The following is a 23021-nucleotide window of genomic DNA, read 5'->3' as shown; positions in this document are numbered from 1 at the left end:
GCAACGTCCTGGCCACAGGGAATGTCCTCTGTCGTTCCCCCGCAATCTGTCACCGCGGCGAATTACAAATACCGCGGAGACGATGGCCGTCCGGCTTTCCTCCGCTTCCGGGCTGCCCTTCCAAGGAAGAGAGGAGGGCGGCCCGGTCTGTCAGAGGGAAGAGACCGGAGCGCATGATCGAAAACAGATACATAAGCCTCGTGGCTCATCTGCGGGTTCTGGTGGACTGGATGCCCGCGCCACTGGGCTCGATCATGCTGCTGGTCTTCGCTGCTGCCGTCGCCTGGTTCCTGAGCAGTGCCATCATGAACGTCCTGCCGCGTCTTCCGGGTCTGCGGCGGATCCAGCTCATTCATGCTATTATTGCCCGGCTGCACACGAATATCCGCTATTTCCTGATGCTGGTCGCTGTCACGGCGACGCTTCAGGCTACGACGGGCTTCACCCCTTCCACCGAAATCTTTCTGTCCCAGACTTTCATCTGCCTGTTCATCCTTAATCTGGGCTTTGGCATCATCAAGACGTTCCGCTTCGTCACGGACAAGTATCTCGAGCGCATTAGTGCCCGTGACCATACGGATGACATCACCGCCCGCGCCCACCAGACGCAGATCCGCGTCCTTCGCCGCCTGATCGAGATCTGTTTCGGTGTCCTGACGGTCGCGTCCTCGCTTATGGTCTTCAACTCGGTGCAGAAATTCGGCGTCTCGCTTTTTGCCTCAGCGGGTGCGGCGTCCCTGATCGTCGGTCTGTCCGCCCGCCCGGCCCTGTCGAACCTGATCGCAGGCATCCAGATCGCCGTGACGCAGCCAATCCGCATGGAAGACATGCTGATCCTGAACGGTGACTGGGCCTGGGTGGAAGAAATCAACGCCACTTACGTCGTCCTGCGGACATGGGACCGGCGGCGCTATATCGTGCCCATCTCCTATTTCCTGGAAAATCCGTTCCAGAACTGGACCCACAGTTCCCCCTCCCTCATCGGCTCGGTCTTCCTCTGGCTGGACTACCAGACGCCGATGGATCGCCTGCGGGATCTGTTCTACGAGGAACTGACCCATTGTCCGGACTGGGATCAGGACAAGACCTCGCTGGGATGCCAGATCGCCGACAGCAACGCGCAGGTCATTTCCATCCGCCTGATCGCCGGCGCGGCCGATGCGAACGGAATGTGGAACCTGTGCTGTGACATCCGCGAACGCCTGCTCAAACGCATCCGCGAGGAAATGCCGGAATGCATGCCGCGCGAACGGACCGCCATCGTCTCCAACGCTCCCGATCAGAGTCCGTGGCCGGATAACGTCATGTCCCCTCCCGTCAACCGCCCCTCGACCGGCCCCTATCGCGGACCCGATATTGCCGCTGGTTCCGCAAAACAGGGATAACGTGCGGCGAGGATCGTTTCACGCTCCGGACCGGCAATATCATTATGAAACTGGCACGAACTGGGGCATATTCGCCGTCAGACTGCCTGACCGTAATTGAGGAACGCTTTTCGTGAAACTCGTCACAGCCATCATCAAACCGTTCAAGCTCGATGACGTCCGTGAGGCCCTGACCCCGCTCGGCGTACAGGGCCTGACCGTCACGGAGGTCAAGGGCTTTGGGCGCCAGAAAGGGCAGACCGAAATCTATCGCGGTGCCGAGTATCACGTCAGCTTCCTGCCCAAACTCAAGATCGAGGTCGCGGTCGCGGATTCCATTGTCGAGGACGTGGTCGAGGCGATCATGACCGCGGCCCGGACCGGCAAGATCGGTGATGGCAAGATCATGATCTCCAGCCTCGACCAGATGATCCGCATCCGGACCGGAGAGACGGGGGAGGCCGCCCTCTGATGAAACGTCTCTCTCTGGCCGCCGCTACGGGGGCGCTCTTCCTGCCTATGGCGGCATGGGCCGCGCCGGACACTCCTCCTGCTATCGATACGGGGGATACGGCCTGGATGCTGGTCAGCACCGCCCTGGTGCTGCTGATGACCATTCCGGGGCTCGCCCTGTTCTATGGAGGCATGGTCCGCAAGAAGAACGTGCTGGCCACGCTGATCCAGTCCTTCATGATCTGCTGTATCGCCAGCATGGTCTGGATGGTGGCTGGATACAGTCTGGCCTTCTCTAACGGAACGCCATGGATCGGCGGCCTGTCCCGTTTCTTCCTGCATGGCATTGCTGACGGTTTCCATGATGGCGTGGATACCGCCTTCACGCTGGGCGCAGGCACGCCCGCGGCCGCACCGATGACCATTCCCGAAAGCGTCTATCTGATGTTCCAGATGACGTTCGCCGTCATCACGCCAGCTCTCATCACCGGCGCCTATGCCGAGCGCATGAAGTTCTCCTCCATGTGCGTATTTACGGTGCTGTGGCTGCTTCTGGTTTATGTGCCGGTGGCGCACTGGGTCTGGAGCCCGACCGGATGGGTCGCGGCGCTGGGCGCGGTGGACTTCGCAGGCGGCACGGTCGTGCATATCAATTCCGGTATCGCGGGTCTGGTCTGCGCCATCATCCTTGGCAGACGGCGCGGGATCGGGGCGGAAGACATGTCTCCTTTCAACCTGACCTATGCCATCATCGGCGCGTCCCTGCTCTGGGTCGGCTGGTTCGGCTTCAATGCGGGTTCGGCACTGGGCGCGAACGGCCGCGCCGGCATGGCCATGCTGACCACGCAGGTCGCCGCCGCAGCCGGTGGCGTAGCCTGGATGATCGTTGAATGGCTGCGTACCGGCAAGCCGACAGCGCTGGGCATCATCTCCGGTGCCGTGGCGGGGCTCGTCGCCATCACACCTGCCGCAGGTTTCGTCCTGCCTGGCGGAGCGGTGGTGATCGGTCTGTTGGCCGGAGCCATCTGCTTCTGGAGCGCCACCTGGCTCAAGCACCGCTTCGGTTATGATGACAGCCTTGATGCATTCGGTGTCCATGGCACGGGCGGCATCGTCGGCGCGATCCTGACGGGCGCGTTTGCTTATGGCCCGCTGTCAGCCACAGCCTCCAATCCCACCGGCACCGTGGCCAGTGTTCATCAGGTCATTGCGCAAATCGAGGCCGTGGGCGTGACGATCATCTGGTGTGTCATCATGACTACCCTGATCCTCAAGATTCTGGACATGGTCATGGGGCTTCGCGTTTCCCCGGAAGAGGAGCTTGAAGGTCTCGACATGGTCCTGCATGGTGAGCGCATCAACTGATGCGCGGCCTGCCGGCTTTCTTCGGAAAACGGGAGGCCGCAGCCTTCCGTTGCGTTACGTACAGAGGATGTTTCTCCATGGCTTTCAGCCACACACTGTCCCGCCTGTCTCTCGCCGCCATTCTTGCAACAGGCCTCGCGGCGGTACCGGCGCATGCCATGACCGCCAAGGAATGCCACGTCGCATTCCAGACGGCCAAGAAGAACGGCACCCTCAACGGGCAGGCCTACAAGGCCTTCAAGGCCGCCAACTGTGGTGACAATAGCAAGGCCGCCGCTCCGGCTACGGCAGCAGACGCCACACCAACGGCCACCTCGAAGGCCAACCCGCCAGACTCTGAACCGACCGGCACGAAGGCAACCATCCCTGCCAAGGCGCCTGTCGCCGCTTCGGGCAATGTCGTATTTCCCTCCGCGGTGAGTTCAAAATACTCCAGCATGTCTGCCGGCAAGGCCCGTCTGGAAACCTGCGTCGCGCAGTACAACGCCAACAAGGCAAGCGGCGGCAATGGCAGCCTGAAATGGATCCAGAAGGGCGGTGGGTACTGGTCGCAGTGCAATGCCCGCCTGAAGGGCGAGTAAGCTTCCGGTTTTCCGAAAACCCCTCCCTCATCGGAGGGGTTTTTCGTTTCAGGGCACTAGGCTCGCAGATCAGGTCGTGGGGAAGGGAGGCTGCCCGTTGGAAGCCGTGGTGCCACCATCCACTGGCATGATAAGCCCAGTGATATAGGCTGCGTCCGCGCTGGCCAGAAAGAGAATGGCGGCGGCCATGTCTTCCGGTTCTCCCATCCACCCCAGGGCAACCCTGTCCCGCAGGCTCTGAAGATAGGGCTCGTTATCCAGCATGTCCTTTGTCATCTCCGACCGCGTGACAGACGGGCAGATGGCATTGATCCGAACGCCATCGCGCCCATGGTCCAGCGCCATGGCCCGCGTGAGGCTGACCACGCCGCCCTTTGCCGCATCGTAATACGGTGTGTTCCAGTCCCCGCCGATCCCGGAGACAGATGCCGTATTGACGATACAGCCCTTGCTTTCAATCAGATAAGGCAGGGCCGTACGGCTGACATCCACCGTCCCGCTCAGGGTGGTAGCGCAGACGCGCTCCCATTCTGCCCAGGGACTGTCCAGCACAGTGCCGAGCGCTGTCGTCCCGGCGTTGTTGACCAGCACATCCAGACGGCCAAAGCGCTCATTCACCATGCTGATCATGGTCTGAACCTGTTCTGATATTGAAACATCTGTAATGGAGGGAATGGCCTGTGCCGGTTCCAGCCTGTCCATTGCTTCGTGCAGGGATTCCTCCTGTTTGTCGGCGAAAATGACCGTCGCGCCTTCCTGAACAAAACGCCGGGCCGTAGCCTTCCCGATTCCGGACGCCGCGCCCGTCACGAGAACGACCTGACCGGGAAAACGTGTGAGACCCTGAAGAGGCATGGGAAAATCCTTTTTGTGCTGTGCCCCTTACGCCTCAGTATCGGAAAGGTTTGATACGCCGGGGGAACAGGGCAGTCTGAACGACGCCGCAGAACCGGAAATGCCTCCTTGCATGGTATTGCGCCCTGTATTCCATCAACAAAAACCTGAAGGAAACGACTGCTTTACGACCATCATCCGTATGGAAAGCGGTACAGGGTCGAGAACCTTTTCGGGAAACTCAAGGGCTGGCGTCGTATCGCAACGCGTTACAACCGGTGTGCCCACACTTTCTTCTCAGCCATCTGCCTCGCAGCTACCGTCATCCTCTGAATGACTCTTCTCCAGATTGTCTTTTATCCTGACAACGTTGGAAACGATTGGCTGACTGATCCAGGCATTTGCAAGGCCGCTCCAAAGGTCGAGACCGGAGCGTGCGGCATATCGCTCGGACTGTGTCATGGCATCGCTTCTACTGGCATCCTGTTTCAGGGCAAAACCATTCATATCATCAGCGAGACGCTCCAGAATGGCTGCCTGCTGATAAAGAACCAACGTTTTTCGCTCAGGATCGGATATCTGTTCGAGAACCCGCTCAAAATGGGGCTGACATAGTCCTGCAGCGCGCTTTAGCGCAGACGGGTCATGTTCGATCGTGTAAGCCAGTTTTCCAATCTGTTTGCCAACTATCCGGGCTGCCACCTCACAGGCAGAACATGTCTGCGGTAAGTCCTGCTGGGTTATACCATCCGCACGCTCACGCAGACGTGCCGCCTCCCTCATGAATAATGGAGCACAGGCCGTGGCAATTTCACGAGGCGCAGCAAGCTGTTGAAAGGCATGCATATTGAGGTGCACAGAGGCCCCCATCCTGTAGAAATGCAGTTCTTACAATCTGACGACTACGTAAAGCACCTTGCAAAAATGTCAGATGATCAAAGACGTTTTCCTCGACATGCTGACAGACAGGACAAGGAGGAACTTTTCCGCGAAAAACATCTTGTGCGATCTGTCCCGCGTGAGATGCATCATCCTGATCTGTTGCGACCTCATGGCGAATATTTTCAACCCATGAAAGCAGGAACGCAGCATCACGCGGGGAATCCTGCTTTACGGCATCTGTAAGACGGGCACATATATCTGTCAGAAATGTCTTACGTCGCCTTTTCAGCAAGAAATCTGACAAAACCTGTTCCAGAAGAAGCAATCCCGATCGCTGCAACAGGTCATCGTCATGCGACAGTCTTGCTTCCAGGGCCTGAACGGCACTCAGACAGAATATCTGATCATTCTTCATGAGCCCATTCTCACGCAAAATCTCGTGTAGAACTTCAGACCTCTGCAAGAGATCCAGGTCGGAGGCAAGATCAGCTTTATTCAGAACGGGAAATAATGGCTTATGTATTGATGCTATTTCTCTCAGCAGGCTGTTCTCGTCAGAACCTAACGGAGAATCGCAGGCCGTCACAAAGACGAATACGTCTATCTCAGAAAGAAACTCTAGCGTCGTCTCTGTATTGGCGTGAATAATAGAGCCTATCCCGGGGGTGTCAATAAATCGGAAACCTGATTTTAGAATGGGTGACTGTAGTATAATTTCAACTTCTTGTATCCTTCGTCGGTTGGCGTGATTGCCATGCTCCGTGACATAGTCTTTGATTACGGAAAGAGGGATATCTTCTGTCAGAGAGGTCGCCTGAAAGTGAACAATAGCTTTTTCTTCTGTCCCGTAACGAAGACTGGTAATCACGGATGTGAGCGGTTCTGCTCCCATCGGTAGCCGATCAAGACCGGTCAATGCATTAAGAAGCGTCGATTTGCCTCGGCTATAACGACCGACGACCGCGACATTAAAACGGTCCATGGCCAGACGTTCGAACAATATTCGATTGCGAAGCGCCGTATCAGAGCACCATGGCAGTGCCCTTACAATCTCAGATAGGGCATACTTGATAGCTTGATACTGCTTCAGTTCCATCGGGATGATATTTCTCTCGCCAAGAACCAAGTGGTTCGGAAAAAGAGGGCTGACTGAACTCGAACCTGAGCCTAAAAACGGAAGACGAGATTGGACTGGTAATACGTACTGCTCGAACCGCCAACTCGATCGAGAGAGTGGGAGGTTATGAAACGAGCGACATATTGCGTCCAGGTAAGATGACGACCAATCTTCAGGTCCATTGACGCCTGCGGTGCCATGCCTATGAACCCACCGCTCATGGGCCGAGTAAAAGTATAACGTCCGGCCAGGAAATAGGAATAGACTGCATCATCCGTGCTTTCACGCCAGTAAAACGGATATTTCAAGGAAATATTTAAAAAAGAAAGCGGATTTAATGAAAGAAATGGCGTAACCCCAACAAGATTGGAGCCGGTTAGATAAGTCGTGGTATCGATATAGTTCGTGTTGGGTCCGAAGGGCTCGATATAGTTTCCCAAAAGACCGGTACGACTATTTGCACCTCCGCCTGAATAAATATCTGTCTGTATGCCTAGAAGCGGTACCCATGGTACTGACCGAAATCGGTAGGCGAGGCTCGTATTGATGGAAAACGCTGCTACAGGCCTGCGCATACTGCTGTCGGCTTCGTGAAAGATGCCGCCCTGATAGATACCTCCCATCGAAAAAACCAGCGGTCCTGCGCTTCCATGCCAGCGGAAGCCTAAATTGTTGCGGGTTGTTGATCCAGCGAGCGCGCCCTCCACTGTACTGGCTGCCGCAGGATGCCCGGCCAGTTTGTAGCCAATATAAAACAGATCAAGAAACGACCAACCGATACCGCCGAACACGTGCAAATCTGGCGGTGCGACGGTGATATTCACACCATAAAGGCGATTGTTGTAATTTTCGGTGTCTTTGAAATCTTGTGCTCCGGAGTGAGTATCGTCAGTCTGGACAAAATCGAAAGCATCGACACGTACGCGTTTCCAGACCGAATAGGCACGGAAGCCGTTCCACGAAATGGGTATATTGGGTGTCTGGCGGTTCGAAAGCATATATGGAGGTGCATCAAGGAACTCCTGACGCCCAAAAATGAAGCCCTGTCGTGCTCCGAAAGCCTTGCCGGTAATTTCGATGAAAGCCTGCTGTAGGTCGATTGCTTTCCGATAGGTAGGACCGTAGCCGAATGCGTTCCATCCGGCGGCCTCACCATTAACCAGTTGCCCGAACACGCGGACATGGGTGCCAAGATGAAGATCCGCGCCATAAAGATTGCGTACGGTAAACCGGCCCGAATCATTATTGTGATAGGCACCAAGATCAGGCTTGGAATCGAACCAGTTGCGCAGACGGGTTTCGCCGGAAAGACTGAGCCAGATGGAGCGGCTATCGTTCAGATCGATGTGTTTCAGTGCATCCAGCGGATCGTGTGGAGAGCATGGCCCGGAAGGAAGCTCCCGCCACTCTTCCGCCCAAGGTTCCGTGCCATAATTTTTGACAGGCCCAAATCCTGCTGCCGAACCATCACCACGATTGAAAACACCCCATTTCCCTTGATGACTGAGCGACCTCACATCAGAGCCGGACGAACACGTGTCAGATGCCGACGATGTAGCTTCTTCTCGCGACGGCACTTGGAATGCTGATGTAGTGGTATCTTCCTGAGGCAGCTTGGCTATTGCTGCAAAAGCAGGAAGTGGTCTGAACCCAATCGTGACAATGGATGCTATCAACCACAACATGCCATGAAGGGTATTGAGCCGAAATTGGGCAATGGCGATCCAGAATATGCCGGCAGTAATTCGCCATACAGGCGGGGAGATATGCTGGCATGACCAAAAAGTTCGACCGAATAAAACAGGCATGGTGACGGACACACTCCTCCTCACGGTTGCATGCGAGGTAGGAATCATCAGCGCCCCGAAGGATCGCGGTTCGACGTAATGAGGTCAGGCAGAGTCCATTGCCACTACAAAAAAGAAATGAAAGCGGAATGTATGTCAAGATCTGGTCGAATGGTAATGCATTATGCCTCGGGGCATGTTGCCCAGTCTCCGAAAGAAATGGGATACGGAATAAGACGCTTTTGAAGAAAGCGCCTGTGGACGTCATCAGTTATCAGTCAAACGCCAAGCCATCATATAGAGCACTTGTTATGTTCCTGCTGATACTTGAGGGTATCAGCCGCATTTAGGCTCAGGACCTGTTAATTTGTTGAGCTGAGCGGGAGCGTCTATGTCATCCATAACGGCCTTCAGTGAAAAAAGCCTATGGCTTACACAAGACTTTATACAAGCGTTTCATTCTTCAGGGTTGCCTGGGCATTTTCGACCGGATTTTCGTCGCGCTGACAGAACGGGCTGGGCGTTCGAAGCGTCTGATGATCGATGCTGCATGTTGTGTGTGACGGCCAGGGACCGGCCTGCCCACCTCATTTGCCTCGCTGCAAACGTCATGTTCTGGCTATGAGTCCTGCACCTAAGGGCTGGTATCCGCTCGGACGAAGACATGGTTCGTGGCGTAGGATAGCCAGATATCGTGCCGTGCGAACCAGTCTGCCCCGAGCAGCATGTCCGCCTGGTCATGCACTGGTGCCACCGTCAGGACCGGGTGGCTCCAGACCATTCCGCCCATGTCGAAGCGCTGGAAATGATGCCAGTGATAGCGCCGTTCATTCAGGTCCACTCCTGCCGTTACGCCGCCGGGGTCGCGCCCGAGCTGCTCATCGGTCAGTCCCAGACGATGGGCGAAATCCGTACTGACGATATGGGAGCGTGCCCCGCTGTCGAGCAGTGCCGTCCCGGTCGCACCATCGAGCGTAAACGGGACGGTCAGCCGTCCGGATTCCTGCTTCGTTGCGACAGACAGCCATTTTCCGCTCCAGAGCGGCGGTGGACGGCAGACGTCCGAACCGGCCCGGACCGTCCAAAGGATGAGCCTGTGCCGGGGGACGTCGAATTCCACATCATAATCCGCCAGCACATCAGCCCCCAGCAGGCCGAGAATAGGCGGCTGGATCGTCGGAGAGCCTGGCAATGCACCCACGGCCATCGTTCCACTTCCGAGATCGAGCGTCCCCAGCCGCAGCTCCCGGATGCGGACATTAGGCACGAGGCGGGGCCCTCCATTCGGACCTAGCATCATGGTCCGGTGCGCTGGGTCGGCAGGAAGACGAAGCAGCGCCACGCCACGTGGCGTCATGAGGCTCCCTTCCGATCCTGTATCCACGATCAGGGATACGTCCCGTCCTTCCACCGTGGCAGGAACACTCAGATAGCCTCCATCATCGCGCAGGGGGAGCGTCACGGCCTGCCGCGTCTGGCAGACCGGAGCCGCCGCCAGTCCCTGTATTCCACCCTGAATGGCACAGAGCGCCACAAACAGGCCAGCGACCAGAAAACGCCTCATGAATCCTGTCCTGCCCGAGGATGGGCCTTCTGCCAGACTTCCAGAAGGCGTTTTTCATCCGCCAGCGTGTAGGTCTGTGTCGTGGAGAGACAGGCATGTCCCATCAGCTCCTGAATGGATCGCAGATCGGCTCCGCCTTCCATCAGATGGGTCGCAAAGGAATGACGAAGCGCATGGGGCGTAGCTGAATCGGGTAACCCTTCACCTTTACGCCATTCCCGCATGGCCCGCTGTGCCACCCCCGGATTGAGCCTCCCGCCTCGCACACCACAGAACAGGGGCGCATCCGGCGCGGGGGCAGGGTGGGCGGCTTTCCAGGTCGCCAGTGCTTCCTGTACGGCCGGCAGAAGCGGCACAAGCCGCTCCTTGCCCCCCTTGCCGATGACGCGGAGCATGTTTGCGCCCGCCGCCGTCAGATCGCGCACATCCAGCGCCAGCGCCTCCCCGATGCGCAGCCCCGTTCCATAAAGCAACGTGAAGAGCGCCCGGTCCCGAAGGGCTGCCTGACTGGTCTCCGCATCATCGGAAATGCCCTCTGGCGCGCTGAGCGCCTGCACGCGTGACAACGGGCGCGGCAGCCGTTTCTTCAGCCGCGGCGTCGCCAGAAGGGACGGGGCTGGATTGGAGACGTCATGACGCAGGGCCAGATACCGGTAGAAAGACCGCAGGGCAGAAACACGGCGCGCACGGGAACGCGCGCGGCCATCCGCACTCGTGACGCGGCGGCCCGGCTTTTCCCCCCGCGCCGTTTCATGCGCCAGCCAGGCGCGCAGATCGGCGAGGGACAGGGTCTGAAGTGCCTGAAGGGTCACCTCTTCCCCCAGATGCTGCCCGAAAAAGTTCAACGCCAGAATGATGTCATGCCGGTAGGCTTCCACCGTGCGGAGGCTGGACCGCTTTTCGTGCTGAAGCCATTCCGTCCAGTCCCGCAGGGCATCAAGGGCCATCATGGCGTTCCGGGTCCGGAGAGGTTAAAAAGGATCATGGCATCACGCAGCCTACCCAAGCCTGACCCGCGGCGAAAGCCACCCGTCACCGGAACGCGCATTCCGGTGCTCGTTCCTCTGCCTTTTCCGGGTCCGCTGGACTATCTCGCGACCATTCCCCTGCAACCGGGAGACCTCGTCTCCGTCCCGCTGGGGCGCCGCGAAACGATCGGCTGCGTCTGGGATGCGACCAGCACCGTTCCGCAGGATTTCGCCATCCCGCCTTCTCCCGAGATCGCCCTGGCGCGCCTGCGTCCTGTCGCGGGGAAGCTGGACGTCCGTCCGCTGCCGGCCAGCCTGCGCCATTTTATCGACTGGGTTGCGGCCTATACCCTTACACCTCCCGGGCTCGTTCTCGCCATGGCGACGCGCATCCATCTGAAAGACCCGCCCAGACCCGCCCTGGGCTGGGTCCGGACCGACGCTCCGGAAGACGGCCTGCGCCTGACGCCCGCGCGGAAGGCCGTCCTTGCCGTCGCATCCCGGACACCGGTAACGACCGCCGATCTTGCTACCCGAAGCGGCGCCAGCGCGGCGGTCATTCGCGGGCTGGCGACGGCTGGCCTGCTGAAGGAAGCGGTCATCGCAGTGGCGTCCCCGTTCGCCACGCCTGATCCAACCCACGGGGCGCCGGTCCTGTCGGATGAGCAGGCCGAAGTTGCGCAGGAACTCTGCACGCCCGTGAAGGCGCACCGGTTTCAGGTCTCGCTGCTGGAAGGCGTCACCGGTTCGGGCAAGACGGAAGTGTATTTCGAGGCCGTGGCTGCCTGTCTGGCCGAAGGACGGCAGGTTCTGGTCCTCCTGCCGGAAATTGCACTCTCCGCCCAGTGGACGGACCGGTTCATCCGACGTTTCGGCGCGGCTCCTGCCGTCTGGCATTCCGATCTCGGGAGCAAACGCCGCCGGGAAACTTGGCGTGCCGTGGCGGACGGGACGGCGCGAGTGGTTGTGGGCGCGCGTTCAGCCCTGTTCCTGCCTTTTGAGAATCTGGGCCTCGTTGTTGTGGATGAAGAGCATGAAAGCGCCTTCAAGCAGGAAGACGGCGTCATGTATCACGGACGGGACATGGCGGTGGTCCGCGCCCGCCTGGCAAAAGCGCCTGCCATCCTCGTCTCGGCCACCCCCTCGCTCGAAACGCTCGCCAACGTGGAATCAGGCCGCTATCGCCACGAAATCCTGACCTCCCGTCATGGCAACGCCACGTTGCCGGATGTCTCTCTTATAGACATGCGGAGCGACCCGCCCGAGCGGGGCCTGTTTCTGTCCCCGAAGCTGTGCGGCGCGATTGATGAAACCCTGAAGGCCGGGGAACAGGCCATGCTGTTCCTCAACCGCCGCGGTTACGCCCCTCTGACGCTGTGCCGCGCCTGCGGACACAGGATGGCATGTCCGAACTGCTCGGCCTGGCTGGTGGAACATCGCGCGCGCGGTATCCTGACCTGTCATCACTGCGGACATACGGAGCGGATCCCCTCCGAATGTCCGCAGTGTCATGCCGAGAACTCCCTTGTGCCGATCGGTCCGGGGATTGAGCGCATTACGGAAGAGGCCCGGATGCGTTTTCCGGATGCAAAGCTTCTGGTCATGTCATCCGATACACTCGGTTCTCCTGCGGCTACGGCCGAAGCCGTGCGAAAAATCTCGGATGGGGAGGTCAACCTCATTATCGGCACGCAGATCGTCGCCAAGGGATGGCATTTTCCGAAGCTCACGCTCGTCGGCGTCGTGGATGCTGACCTGGGGCTGGGAGGTGGTGACCTGCGGGCGGCGGAACGGACGGTCCAGCTCCTGCATCAGGTTGCCGGACGCGCCGGACGTGCGGAACACCGGGGACGTGTCCTGCTGCAGAGCTATGTCGGGGAACACCCGGTCATGACCGCGCTGGTCTCCAACGATTTTCAGGCATTCATGGAGCAGGAGGCCGAGCAGAGAAGGCCGTCCTTCTGGCCTCCCTATGGCCGGCTGGCTGCGCTGATCGTCAGCGCTCCGACCGCGGAAGGAGCAGATGCTCTGGCGCGGGAACTCGCCCTGGCCGCGCCGGAGAGGGAAGGGGTACAGGTACTGGGGCCCGCGCCTGCGCCGCTTTCGGTTTTGAGGGGACGCCATCGCAGGCGTCTTCTGCTGCGGACCATGCGGGGAATCGCCGTTCAGCCGATTCTCCGTCAGTGGCTCGCTGATATCAAACCGGCCGGTGGCGCAAAGATCGACATCGATATCGATCCGATCTCGTTCCTGTAGGCTGGAACAACATTTGTGAACGGGGCGCTCACCGAACGCCCCGTGCGGTCTCAGCCCTTGCGTGCGCGGAAGAACTGCACCGCTGCGGTGACGACCGAGATCACGGCCAGCACCTGCTGAAAGTAGGGACGCAGGCGCTTCGGTCCGAATGTCGCCATGGCGGTCATGCCTGCCAGCCCGATCTCGCGGGCGCGCCCTGCATGTTTGCAGCAGGACTTCATCCGGCTGCAACAGCTCTGTTTCTGGACGGGTTTTTCTACGGTTGTGGAATGTGTCGTCATGGAATCCTCCTGATACCGGAATCAGGGAACGAACACGGCCGGATGCAAGAGGTTGCGCGGCGGTTCAGTCCTCCTGTCCTTCTTTTTCTTTCTGAAGGGTTTTAAGCTGCCTGTCTGCATCCGGCGCTTTCGGGTCCAGAAGCATCATCTGATGATAGGCGCGCAGCGCGGCGTCCGGCTCGTGGCGTTCATGCTCCGCCTCGGCCAGCATTCCCCATGCCGTTGGGTCTCCCGGGTCGGACTGGAGTTCGATTCCGAGATCCTCGATCGCCCCGTTATTGTCTCCCGCAGCCAGCCGCACGGCCGCACGCTGGCGACGCAGGATAAACTGATCCGGCTGGATCGTCAGGGCCGAGGTCATGTCTTCTTCGGCGGTCTGGAAATCGTTCTTGCCCAGAGCCTCCTGCGAATCGGTCAGGAGCATCCGCGTACTGCCTGTCAGGGCCCTGCTGCGCAGAGCTTCGGCCTGGTCTGCCAGTTCACGGGCCTGTTTCTCGTTCCCCGCCATGGCAAGAGCCTTTTCCGCCGCCAGGAGCCGCTCATGCAGCGTCCGGCGATGCGGACGGGCAGAGGCCTCTGGCTGTGTCTTGCCGGAAGCGGGAGCCGGAGATTTCGTGGCCTGCGAGGGCGCAACCGCGGGCGGGGCCGACGCGGGCGGCGCGGCAGAAAGCTTCCCCGGTGCAGACAGCAAAACGGCGCCAGCCAGCAGCCAGCGCCGTTTTTCCGTCATCCGGCGATGCAAGGCAATCAGCCCTGACGTGCCTTCAGGCGCGGGTTCTTCTTGTTGATGACATAAACGCGGCCGCGACGGCGGACAACGCGGCAGTCCTTGTCGCGGACCTTGGCGGACTTCAGGCTGTTACGGATCTTCATGGTGTTTCCAGGCTCTCGACGGTATGGCCCTGCGGGCCGGGCAGCGGGCCGGAAAGCCCGCAAAAGAATGGCTCCGCTTAACGAGCGCTCTTCCATGAGTCAAGCTGCGCGCGCGGTTTTACAGGGGAAAACAGGCAGCGGAGGGGTTTTTCAACAACTTGCAACAGCAGGCGTAAAGCCCTTTGTGCGATCCGGATTTTCCCCTAACGTACCCCTCATTATGAAAAAAAGCCATTTTCTGGCCGTCCTGTTGCTGGCTGGCCCCCTTCTCGCGACGATGCCTGCCCATGCTGCTGAAGGCGCCAAGACCAATGATGATGATCCCACCATCAACCAGCAGGGGGTGAACATCAACCGCATTCTCAGAGTGCTTCAGGCCAATCCTGACCAGGCCAGCGATTCCTGCATTAACGCCCTCAAGGAAATGCACAAGGCCCAGGACGTTCTGGGCAAGGAAGAGGGCAGCGACAGCGAACACAACGAAGATCTCGCCGTGGCGCGTGATGTCCTGTCTTCCGAGATGGAGGATGTCACGAATATGTGTGGTGCCGACGCGCGAACTCTTTGCCGGGACGTTGACTCCAGTAAAACGCCCAATCTGGCAAAGGCCTGCACTGCCCTTCCACCTCTCGACGAATAATCATTTCGCATCATCTGAATACTCGCTTGAACCTCGTCAAAGTATGTCAACAGCAGACGGGGGCTAACCTTTTGCAAACAGCAGGACTAGGATAGCGCTCGTATTTTGTTGAGTGAGGTCATGGGACGGATATCGGGATGAAGGATTTGCTGGGCAGGAGTACATTCTCTTGACTTCGGCGCTTCAGTCTGTGTTCCGGCCCGGCTGGCTCCATTTCAGTGTCCGGACATGGCTGGCGCTGGTTCTGGCTCTGGCCACGGCGTTCTGGTCGCAGCTCGATGCGCCGGCCAGTGCGGGGGTCACGGTCATGATCCTTGCCCAGCCCCTGCGTGGACAGGCGCTGTCCAAGGCGCTCTACCGCCTTGCGGGGACGTTCCTCGGCGTCAGCGTGTCCATCATCCTTGTCGCGATGTTCAACCAGGAGCGCGCCCTGTTCCTCGGGGGCACGGCGTTGTGGATCGCCGGCTGTGCCTTTGTCGGCTCGCTCGAGCGCGACTTCCGGTCCTACGGTGCCCTGCTGGCGGGATATACCGTGGCGCTGGTGGCCATCCCAACCATGGACGATCCGCAGAACGTCTATCCAGTCAGTATCGCGCGCGCCTCCACCATTGCCATTGGCGTGGCTGCTGTTGCCGTCGTCAACATCCTCGCCGGATCCCCTGAAGCCTGGAAGCGTCTGTCGCAAAGCATGGAGCTGCTGTCCCATCGTGTGCGGCAGACGGGCAAAAACGCCCTGATGGGAGAGCCCATTCCCACGCCCGCGGAGATGACAGGCCTGGCGGCGGAAATCCTTGCCCTCATGACCCAGATCTCTTACGCCCGGACGGAAGTGGAGCGCGGACGGCTGCGCATGGCCGGCGCCCGCCTCGGCATCATCGGAATGCTGACTGTTCTGACATGCAGCCGCGCCATCTCCTATCTTCTGGAACGCGGCGGCATTTCCGACCTGCTGATCCGTCATATCCGGGCCTGGCATGAGCGCAGCGAGGATGGAACGGACCGCAAGGAGACGATGAACACCATTCTTGATGATATCCGCCACGAAGACCCTGATTATTTCCCGACGGCGCGTGAAGCCTGGTTTCTGGAACGCAGTTCGACCCTCCTCAGCAATCGCCTGCACATCCGCACCGGCATGAACACGCTGCTGCGGGCCACGCCTGCGGGTGATGCCCTCAAGCTGGCGCAGCTTGAGAGCGAACCGGATTACGTTACCGCCTTCATCAACAGCATCCGCGTCCTGCTGGGCTTCAGCATCACCGCTGCAATCTGTGTCGGCTCCAGCATTCCCGCCTCCTTTACTGCCCTGTCTCAGACGGCCCTTGTCCTGACGCTGGCGTCAACGGCGCTCGATACGGCCCAGTTCGGTAAGGGGGCAATCATCGGAATGCCCGCCGGAATTCTCGTCTCGGCCTGGCTGGATTTCTATGTGCTGCCCCATGTCGGCAGCATGTTCACGCTCGCCCTCGTCCTGTTGCCGCAGACGATCGTAAGCTGTCTTCTGCTGATGAACCCGAAAACCAGCGCCATCGGCTTCAATTATGGGGTGTTCTTTCTGGTCTTCATCGGTCTGGGTAACCATCACAACTATGACCCGACGGCCTTCATTACGCGCAATACGTTCTATGCCCTCTCAGCCGTCATTTCCTTCATTCTTCTGGTTCTGCTCTGGCCACCGACCGCACGCCGTCACCGTTTCAGGCTTGCCGTCTCCATCGCCCATGATCTGGAACAGCAGCTTTCATGGCACGGTGAGAAGATGGGGCCTGCGCTGCTGAGCCGTAAATATGACCGCCTCAGCCAGTTCCTTCTGTGGACGAACCGGATGAACAGCAAAGGCCTCGCTCCCAAACGGGTGTTCGACCAGTTCGTAGGGCTGGAAGATTTTTCAAGCACCATCGCCCGTGTCCGCCATTATCTGGACGATGCGGGTCATGTGCCTACTCTGCGCCCGCTCCTCGGTCCCGTACGGCGGGCCATGTCACATGACCGACTGGGCCTGCTGGAAGCGGAAATTCCCGACCTTCAGGAACTCTTCTTCCAGCGTCTGGCCCAGCGTGTGAAAGGGGAAGAAGTCCTGCTGATCAACTGCATCGGCGGGCTGGAAGCTGTCCGCGCCCTGCTGGTTCACAACCGGGCGGCAGTGCATCGTTATGGAATAGGACGGAAAAGATGGTGACGACACAGGTCATCGATCTGGATGGCGTGCTGGTTTCGGCGTTCGTCATCAACCTGGCCCTTGCCCTGCTGACGCTGGCCATCCTGAGATGGACGCTCGCGCTCTTTGATCTCTGGCGCTTTGTCTGGGATCCGCCTCTGGCGCAATTCGGTCTCCTGATCTGCCTGATCGGCCTCTACACTCTCATCCTCTGACGACAAGGCTTCTGTTCCGTGCTTGCCAGTGCCCATCGCCTGATCCGTTTCTCGGTTACCCTCTGCATCCTGATCGTGGCCGCCGTGGTTGTCATCATCCTCTGGGATTATTACACCGCGTCTCCCTGGACCCGGAACGGACAGGTCCGCGTGCAGGTGGCGAACATCGCCCCGCGTGTTTCCGGCCAGATTCTGGATGTAAAGGTGCAGGACAATCAGTTCGTCCATAAGGGAGACGTGCTGTATGAAATCGATCCGTTCGATTTCAAGGTCCAGCTTGAGACCGCACGCGCCAAGGTAGCCGAGCGCAAGGCGGACTGGGCCTTCCGCGTCAACCAGGCCGAGTGGCGGCGCGCCATTCCTGGTACGGCGGTCTCCAAGGAAGAAAAGCTGGAATACGTGGCCATGTCCCAGCAGGCAGAGGCGCAGTACAACGCGGCACAGGCTGCTCTGCGGCAGGCGGAAATCAATCTGGAGCGTACGCAGGTCCGCAGTTCGATCAATGGCGTGGTGACCAACCTCATCATGCGGCCCGGTGACTTTGCGACCGCTGGCAACGTGAACATCCACATCATCGATACGGCCTCTTTCTGGGTGGATGGCTATTTTGAGGAAACAAAGGTCCATGGCCTTCAGGAAGGCGATCTCGTCCGCATGGACCTCATGGGCTTCCACGAGCCCCTCTTCGGCCATGTGGAGAGCGTGACGCTTGGCATCGCGAGCAACAATGCACTGGTCAACAAGCAGGGGCTCCCGACTGTCGATCCGGTCTATACATGGGTCCGGCTGGCGCAGCGTATTCCCGTCCGTGTAAAGATCGACACGGTCCCCAAGGACCTGACGCTGGCCGCCGGCATGACCGCCACCGTCACGATTGTCTCCGAGGAAGGAAACCGCCGTCACCGCTCCACGCAGGATGCCCTCCAGCATTTTGGAGACGACCTGCGCCATCTGGTCGGCCATCGCTGACCGGAGGGATGCAGCGTCTGACATTGTCTTACAGGGAAGTATGAGGAGGCAGGGCTGAGCCTGAAGGTCCTGTGCCAGACCTTCCTCCGTTTCCGGGTATTGCAACGGGACAATATTTTACAAAACGTCATCGTCAATCGTCCGGCTTTCCTCTAATCAGGCCCGACGAGGCATGAGCTTGGACGAATGACGGCACCCAGAAACAGCATCGCTGCGCAGACTGCCCTCGTCGCTGGCGTCGAAATCCTGTTTTTTTTTCCGATTGCTCTCGCGAACTGCGGTTACATGGACGATAACGCCCGCGTCCTGCACGGCTATGCCTGGGGGCGGAGCGGGCGGATCTTCTCAACCCTGTTGATGAATGCCCTCGATCTGCGGGTCGGAAACATTCAGAACATCGCTCCCCTCGGGCAGTTTCTCGGTCTTCTGGCCCTGTCCCTGACGGGCGTCTGGCTGGCACGGCGGCTGAGCGGTGAACGGTACCCCGACAGCGTTACGCTCCTTCTGTGCGCGCTACCGCTGGTGGTGCAGCCCTTCTTTCTCGAGAACCTGTCCTATCAGTTTGACGCCCTGCCCATGCTGCTGGCCCAGAGCTGCGCCGTCCTCGCCATCGGACGTTCGGAGAATGATCACCCATGGCGCCAGTCCGGGACGGCAGTCGCCCTTCTGTTCAGCGTCATGGCGTTCTACCAGCCTGCGATCAATACGTTCGTGGCCGTGTCCCTCGTTGTGTTCCTGCGTGACTGCCAGACGACCAGCATCCCGCTCGTCTGGCGGTGTATGGGGCGGAACATGCTGGCCCTGCTGGTAGCTGCCATCCTCTATCATGTCCTGATCACGCGGCACTTCGTCCATGGTTCCTACGAGGACGGGCACGCCGTCATGCGTGGCTGGCAGGACGTCAACACGGACGGACTTCTCATCAACCTTTCCGGGACGATGGCGCTGCTCCGCCCCCTTCTGACACCTGGTCCCGCCCTGCTTCTGGGACTGTTCTATGCCGTTGGAACGGTTTACGCCGGATGGATCGGTCTGCGGTGCATCCGGGAGCGCCGTCTCCTGTCCGTACTGGCCGGAAGCGTCGGGCTGCTGGTGCCGGTCATGCTGGTTGTCCTGCTGTCCGGGATCATCCTGCTCCTGAAATATCCGATCTATGAACCGCGGATATTCATGTCGTTTTCGGCCTGTCTGCTGCTGGGCAACCTGGCTTTCCTCTTCGGCCCTTTCCGGAAAATGCGCTGGTTTGCCGCGCTGCCGGTACTGTATTTCCTCGTTCTGTCCTACAGCTATGGTAATGCCCTGAAGGAACAGACCCGCTTTGAAAACGCGCAGATCCAACGTCTGGCCGGCGTTCTCGATGACGCCGGTTTCAAAAAGGGAGACGATCTGTTCATCTATGGTGACGAGGCCAGTTCTCCCGTCGTCCGGAATGCCGTGTCGGCCTTTCCGGTCCTTGCTCGCCTTCTTCCCCGACAAGGGCTGCATGACGACGATATCTTCGGCTTCGTGATGTTCCGCCAGAACGGTGTGGACAGTCGCGAACACACGCCAGCCGAATGGAGTGCCGCCAGACAGTTCCTTGGACCGGCGACGCTGGTCCGGCAGACCCCCAGCTTCGCGCTTTACCATCAGGGGCACGCCTTTGACCTCGTTCTGAAACAGGCTCCTGCCTGACCCGTTTCATCTCCTGATCACACAGGCAGGGAACACCCCGAAAAGAAGTGCTCTGTTCAGGCAGAGCCCCTGAACTCCAGTCCGCGCCCTGAATCGCCGGACCGTACCGTCAGCCGCTCCGCATCATTTCCCGGTCTGCCCTACACGATCAATCGCCCAGATGGCGAAGGCCTGCACCAGCGCCACTTCTTCAAGACGTTTGAAACGTCCGGAGGAGCCGCCATGTCCGGCTTCCATGTTGATCCGGCACAGGAACGGACCTCCGGATGCAACTTCCCGCAGCTTTGCGATCCATTTTGCAGGTTCCCAGTAGGTCACGCGCGGATCGGACAGCCCCCCCATGGCCAAAACAGGCGGGTAATGCTTTGGCCCGATATTGTCATAGGGCGAATAGCTGGCAATCAGGTCATAGGCCGCAGGGTCTTCCAGCGGATTACCCCATTCCGGCCATTCCGGCGGCGTCAGCGGCAGCGATACGTCCGACATCGTGTTCAGCATGTCCACGAACGGCACCTGCGCCGCAATGCCTGCAAACAACTCCGGCGCCATGTTGACGATGGCGCCCATCAGAAGCCCGCCTGCGGACCCGCCCTGCGCCACGATGCGCCCGGCTGACCCGTAGCCTTCAGCCACGAGATGCCGGGCCGAAGCGATATAATCCGTAAAGGTATTTGGTTTCTTCGTTCCGCGTCCTTCAAGGAACCAGTTCCAGCCCTTCTCCGATCCCCCACGGATATGGGCAATGGCATAGATCCAGCCCCGGTCTACAAGACTGAACACGGTCGTCAGGAAGCTGGCGTCAATCGCAATGCCGTAAGACCCATAACCATAAAGCAGCAGCGGCGCGGAACCATCCAGTGTCTGCCCGCGGCGCATCAGCACTGTCACGGGCACCTGCTCTCCATCCGGAGCGGTAGCGAACAGGCGGCGCGTCTCGTATTGCGAGGCATCATGTCCGGATGGCACCTCTCGCACCTTGCGGAGGACACGCTCTCCCGTCGCCATGTCGTAATCATACCAGTGCGCCGGTGTGGTTGGGGACTCGTAGATGTAACGCAGGGTCGGGCGGTCATATTCGAGCGCGCCCTGCATTGTCAGGTCATAGGCCGGTTCATCCATGCGGATGGTCTGCGCCTGTGTCCGCACATCGCCTGTTACGCCCGCCTCCACGACGAGAATATCGATATTCCCGTCCCGTCGCTCCGCCCAAGCCAGATGATCGCGCGACGCGCTTGCGCCCAGCAGGTAATGGCCAACCCGGTAAGGCACGAATGGCATCCAGTTTTCCCGCCCCGTGGCAGTCTCAGGTGCCTGCATGAACTGGAAGTCCACCGCGCCACCCACATTGGTCAGAATGATGAAGCGGTCATTCCAGTGCGTCAGGGAATACCGTTCCCCACGGATGAGCGGCGCCGCCACAACCGGCTTTGCCGTCGGATCGACCGCCGGGATCAGCAGCGTCTCGTTCGTGTCATGATCGCCCCGTTCGATGATGATCCATTTCCGCGATGCCGTGGTGGCGATGCTCAGGAAAAAACCCGGATCGGTCTCGTCAAAGACCAGCACATCGTCTCCACCCGTCAGCGGGCGGCGATAGATCCGCGAGGGCCGGCCATTGTCATCGCGGTAAATCCAGAACAGCCACTGGCTGTCAGGGGAAATGGTAAAGCTGCCGGTCGCACTTTCCACCGGCGGAGCGCAGAGTTCCCCGGTCTCAAGATCCTCGACCTGGATGCGATAGACTTCCGATCCCTGGACGTCTTCCGCATAGACGAAATAGCGGTGATCGTCCGAATGGGTCGCCGCGGCAACGGTATAATAGTCATGCTGCTTCGCCAGTGCATCCGCATCCAGCAGCACCTGCTCGGCTCCGCCCCCGCGCGGTCGCCGTGCGCGAATGGGATGCTGTGCCCCTTCGGCAAACCGGCTGTAATATTCCCATGGTCCATGCGGAACCGGGACGGATTCCTCGGCTGGCGGGACGCGCCCGATCATCTCTTTCAGAAGCTCTTCCCGCAGCGGCTCCATGTCTTTCAGGACCGCATCCTGATAGGCGTTTTCCGCCTTCAGGTAGTCGGCAATGTCCGCTCGCAGGACGGAAGGATGACGCAGAACCTGCTGCCAGTTCTCGTCCTTCATCCAGGCATAGGAATCCGTGCGGGTCCGGCCCAGTTGCCTGATCGTGACGGGGTCGCGGCGGGGAGAGGGCGGAAGAGGCAGGGTATGGGTATGATCTGACATGCCAGAACTCTGGCGCAGAAAACGTGCAGACTCAATCTGCCCCATGCATCAACCCTCACGGCATGGCAAAGAGCAGAATGGATTTCAGGGAAAAATGATATCCATCAAGAAACTGCGAATGAAATATGGTGTTATAGCCGCAACGGTCTGTATCACACTGGTACCCTGCAAGGGTACGGGATGATACAGACCCAGTTGGACTGTCACGTAATCATCTCAAATATGGAAAGAAAACTATCATGATTACGAAAAATACTTTTGCTCTTTCTGCTTTTGCTGCTCTGGCATTTTCCGGTGCGGTCTCCGCACAGACAATTCCTGCTGAAGCACAGACCCGTCCGGTCGCCACCGTGCCCCCCGGCACACAGGCTGTCATCACCCCTAACCATGTCCAGGCCGTCAGCGGCGTGAACGGCGTGCAGACCTCGGCATCGCCCGGTTCTCTCGACGCCTATGGCCTCCCCTCCATCAAGGGCGCGCAGGCCGGCAACGTCGCGGGCCTGACCTATTACTGCCTGCACAATCAGCTTGTTCTCGGTACGGCACCCATCGTCGCGTCTCGTACGCTGGCCAAACGCCCGGATGTGCAGAACGACCAGTTCTACTCGCTGGGTGGCAAGGGCCTGCTTCAGACCGAGGGCAACAGCACCTTTGACATCACGACGCTGGGCAAGACCAAGCGCGTCATGCTCTGCAATCAGCTCGTCAAGAAAGCTCAGGTTATGGGAAACAGCGCCGTCGTCGGGAAATAACACCCCGGCAGGCGTTCCTGCTCAGGGACGGCCAGCAACAAAAAAAC

At 59.3% G+C, this 23021-nt stretch carries 21 protein-coding genes and 1 pseudogene; 12 read left to right on the top strand and 10 right to left on the bottom strand.

Going from position 1 to position 23021, the window contains the following annotated elements:
- Positions 1-173 precede the first annotated feature (173 nt).
- The 4 genes from GMO_RS07615 to GMO_RS07600 all read left to right on the top strand — a co-directional run bounded on the left by GMO_RS07615 (position 174) and on the right by GMO_RS07600 (position 3763).
- Entirely contained in the window at positions 174-1385 is a 1212-nt protein-coding gene (locus GMO_RS07615; RefSeq protein ID WP_040508674.1) for a mechanosensitive ion channel family protein, read from the top strand.
- 112 nt (positions 1386-1497) lie between these two features.
- Positions 1498-1836, top strand: coding sequence for a P-II family nitrogen regulator (locus GMO_RS07610; RefSeq protein ID WP_008851763.1), 339 nt, complete (start codon positions 1498-1500; stop codon positions 1834-1836).
- Entirely contained in the window at positions 1836-3182 is a 1347-nt protein-coding gene (locus tag GMO_RS07605) for an ammonium transporter (RefSeq protein ID WP_008851762.1), read from the top strand. The genes GMO_RS07610 and GMO_RS07605 overlap by 1 nt, the downstream gene beginning before the upstream one ends.
- 77 nt (positions 3183-3259) lie before the next feature.
- Entirely contained in the window at positions 3260-3763 is a 504-nt protein-coding gene (locus GMO_RS07600) for a hypothetical protein (RefSeq protein ID WP_040508673.1), read from the top strand.
- A 69-nt stretch (positions 3764-3832) separates the two neighbouring features.
- On the opposite strand, the gene GMO_RS07595 is transcribed toward GMO_RS07600, so the two are convergent.
- Positions 3833-4618: a meso-2,3-butanediol dehydrogenase gene (locus GMO_RS07595; protein ID WP_008851760.1), complete on the bottom strand. Its 786-nt coding sequence runs from the start codon at positions 4616-4618 to the stop codon at positions 3833-3835.
- Positions 4619-4768: 150 nt separating this feature from the next.
- Here GMO_RS07595 and GMO_RS13895 point away from each other — a divergent pair.
- Positions 4769-4930 (top strand): annotated as a pseudogene (locus tag GMO_RS13895) (transposase); the annotation flags it as partial.
- Here GMO_RS13895 and GMO_RS14180 read toward each other — a convergent pair.
- The 5 genes from GMO_RS14180 to GMO_RS07575 form a co-directional block, all read right to left on the bottom strand.
- On the bottom strand, positions 4895-5152 hold the full coding sequence (locus GMO_RS14180) for a hypothetical protein (RefSeq protein ID WP_139064412.1): 258 nt from the start codon (positions 5150-5152) through the stop codon (positions 4895-4897). The pseudogene GMO_RS13895 and the gene GMO_RS14180 overlap by 36 nt on opposite strands.
- Positions 5153-5408: 256 nt before the next feature.
- On the bottom strand, positions 5409-6575 hold the full coding sequence (locus tag GMO_RS13890; RefSeq protein WP_008851758.1) for a dynamin family protein: 1167 nt from the start codon (positions 6573-6575) through the stop codon (positions 5409-5411).
- 71 nt (positions 6576-6646) lie between these two features.
- The gene (locus tag GMO_RS07585; protein ID WP_245528458.1) at positions 6647-8416 is read right to left on the bottom strand and encodes an alginate export family protein; all 1770 of its coding nucleotides are present in this window, start codon (positions 8414-8416) and stop codon (positions 6647-6649) included.
- 601 nt (positions 8417-9017) lie between these two features.
- Positions 9018-9947 carry a retroviral-like aspartic protease family protein gene (locus GMO_RS07580; protein ID WP_008851755.1) on the bottom strand — a complete coding sequence of 310 codons (930 nt, stop codon included), beginning with the start codon at positions 9945-9947 and terminating at the stop codon, positions 9018-9020.
- Positions 9944-10897: a tyrosine recombinase XerC gene (locus GMO_RS07575; RefSeq protein WP_008851754.1), complete on the bottom strand. Its 954-nt coding sequence runs from the start codon at positions 10895-10897 to the stop codon at positions 9944-9946. The genes GMO_RS07580 and GMO_RS07575 overlap by 4 nt, the downstream gene beginning before the upstream one ends.
- A gap of 33 nt (positions 10898-10930) precedes the next feature.
- Between GMO_RS07575 and GMO_RS07570 the strand changes: the two genes are divergently transcribed.
- Positions 10931-13171, top strand: a complete 2241-nt coding sequence (locus tag GMO_RS07570; RefSeq protein WP_040508672.1) for a primosomal protein N' — start codon at positions 10931-10933, stop codon at positions 13169-13171.
- Positions 13172-13221: 50 nt separating this feature from the next.
- On the opposite strand, the gene GMO_RS07565 is transcribed toward GMO_RS07570, so the two are convergent.
- The 3 genes from GMO_RS07565 to ykgO all read right to left on the bottom strand — a co-directional run bounded on the left by GMO_RS07565 (position 13222) and on the right by ykgO (position 14325).
- Positions 13222-13452, bottom strand: coding sequence for a hypothetical protein (locus tag GMO_RS07565; protein WP_008851752.1), 231 nt, complete (start codon positions 13450-13452; stop codon positions 13222-13224).
- 64 nt (positions 13453-13516) lie between these two features.
- On the bottom strand, positions 13517-14182 hold the full coding sequence (locus tag GMO_RS07560; protein ID WP_008851751.1) for a tetratricopeptide repeat protein: 666 nt from the start codon (positions 14180-14182) through the stop codon (positions 13517-13519).
- 17 nt (positions 14183-14199) lie between these two features.
- Entirely contained in the window at positions 14200-14325 is a 126-nt protein-coding gene (gene ykgO / locus GMO_RS07555; RefSeq protein WP_008851750.1) for a type B 50S ribosomal protein L36, read from the bottom strand.
- A gap of 220 nt (positions 14326-14545) precedes the next feature.
- Between ykgO and GMO_RS07550 the strand changes: the two genes are divergently transcribed.
- The 5 genes from GMO_RS07550 to GMO_RS07530 all read left to right on the top strand — a co-directional run bounded on the left by GMO_RS07550 (position 14546) and on the right by GMO_RS07530 (position 19981).
- Positions 14546-14965 carry a hypothetical protein gene (locus GMO_RS07550; protein ID WP_008851749.1) on the top strand — a complete coding sequence of 140 codons (420 nt, stop codon included), beginning with the start codon at positions 14546-14548 and terminating at the stop codon, positions 14963-14965.
- Positions 14966-15134: 169 nt separating this feature from the next.
- Positions 15135-17144 (top strand): FUSC family protein, encoded by a 2010-nt coding sequence (locus tag GMO_RS07545; protein ID WP_040508670.1) that lies wholly within the window; start codon positions 15135-15137, stop codon positions 17142-17144.
- Positions 17138-17338 (top strand): DUF1656 domain-containing protein, encoded by a 201-nt coding sequence (locus GMO_RS07540; protein ID WP_008851747.1) that lies wholly within the window; start codon positions 17138-17140, stop codon positions 17336-17338. Before GMO_RS07545 ends, GMO_RS07540 begins: the two co-directional genes overlap by 7 nt.
- An 18-nt stretch (positions 17339-17356) precedes the next feature.
- Entirely contained in the window at positions 17357-18307 is a 951-nt protein-coding gene (locus GMO_RS07535) for an efflux RND transporter periplasmic adaptor subunit (protein ID WP_008851746.1), read from the top strand.
- A 186-nt stretch (positions 18308-18493) separates the two neighbouring features.
- Complete coding sequence (locus GMO_RS07530) at positions 18494-19981, top strand: glucosyltransferase domain-containing protein (RefSeq protein ID WP_008851745.1); 1488 nt, start codon at positions 18494-18496, stop codon at positions 19979-19981.
- 123 nt (positions 19982-20104) lie between these two features.
- Here GMO_RS07530 and GMO_RS07525 read toward each other — a convergent pair whose 3' ends face one another.
- Entirely contained in the window at positions 20105-22222 is a 2118-nt protein-coding gene (locus GMO_RS07525) for a S9 family peptidase (protein WP_175282598.1), read from the bottom strand.
- Between the two features lie 239 nt (positions 22223-22461).
- Between GMO_RS07525 and GMO_RS07520 the strand changes: the two genes are divergently transcribed.
- Entirely contained in the window at positions 22462-22974 is a 513-nt protein-coding gene (locus tag GMO_RS07520) for a hypothetical protein (RefSeq protein WP_008851743.1), read from the top strand.
- The last annotated feature ends 47 nt before the right edge of the window (positions 22975-23021 follow it).

This window comes from Gluconobacter morbifer G707, assembly GCF_000234355.1.
Lineage (GTDB): Bacteria > Pseudomonadota > Alphaproteobacteria > Acetobacterales > Acetobacteraceae > Gluconobacter > Gluconobacter morbifer.
This window is presented reverse-complemented; position numbering and strand designations above follow the sequence as displayed.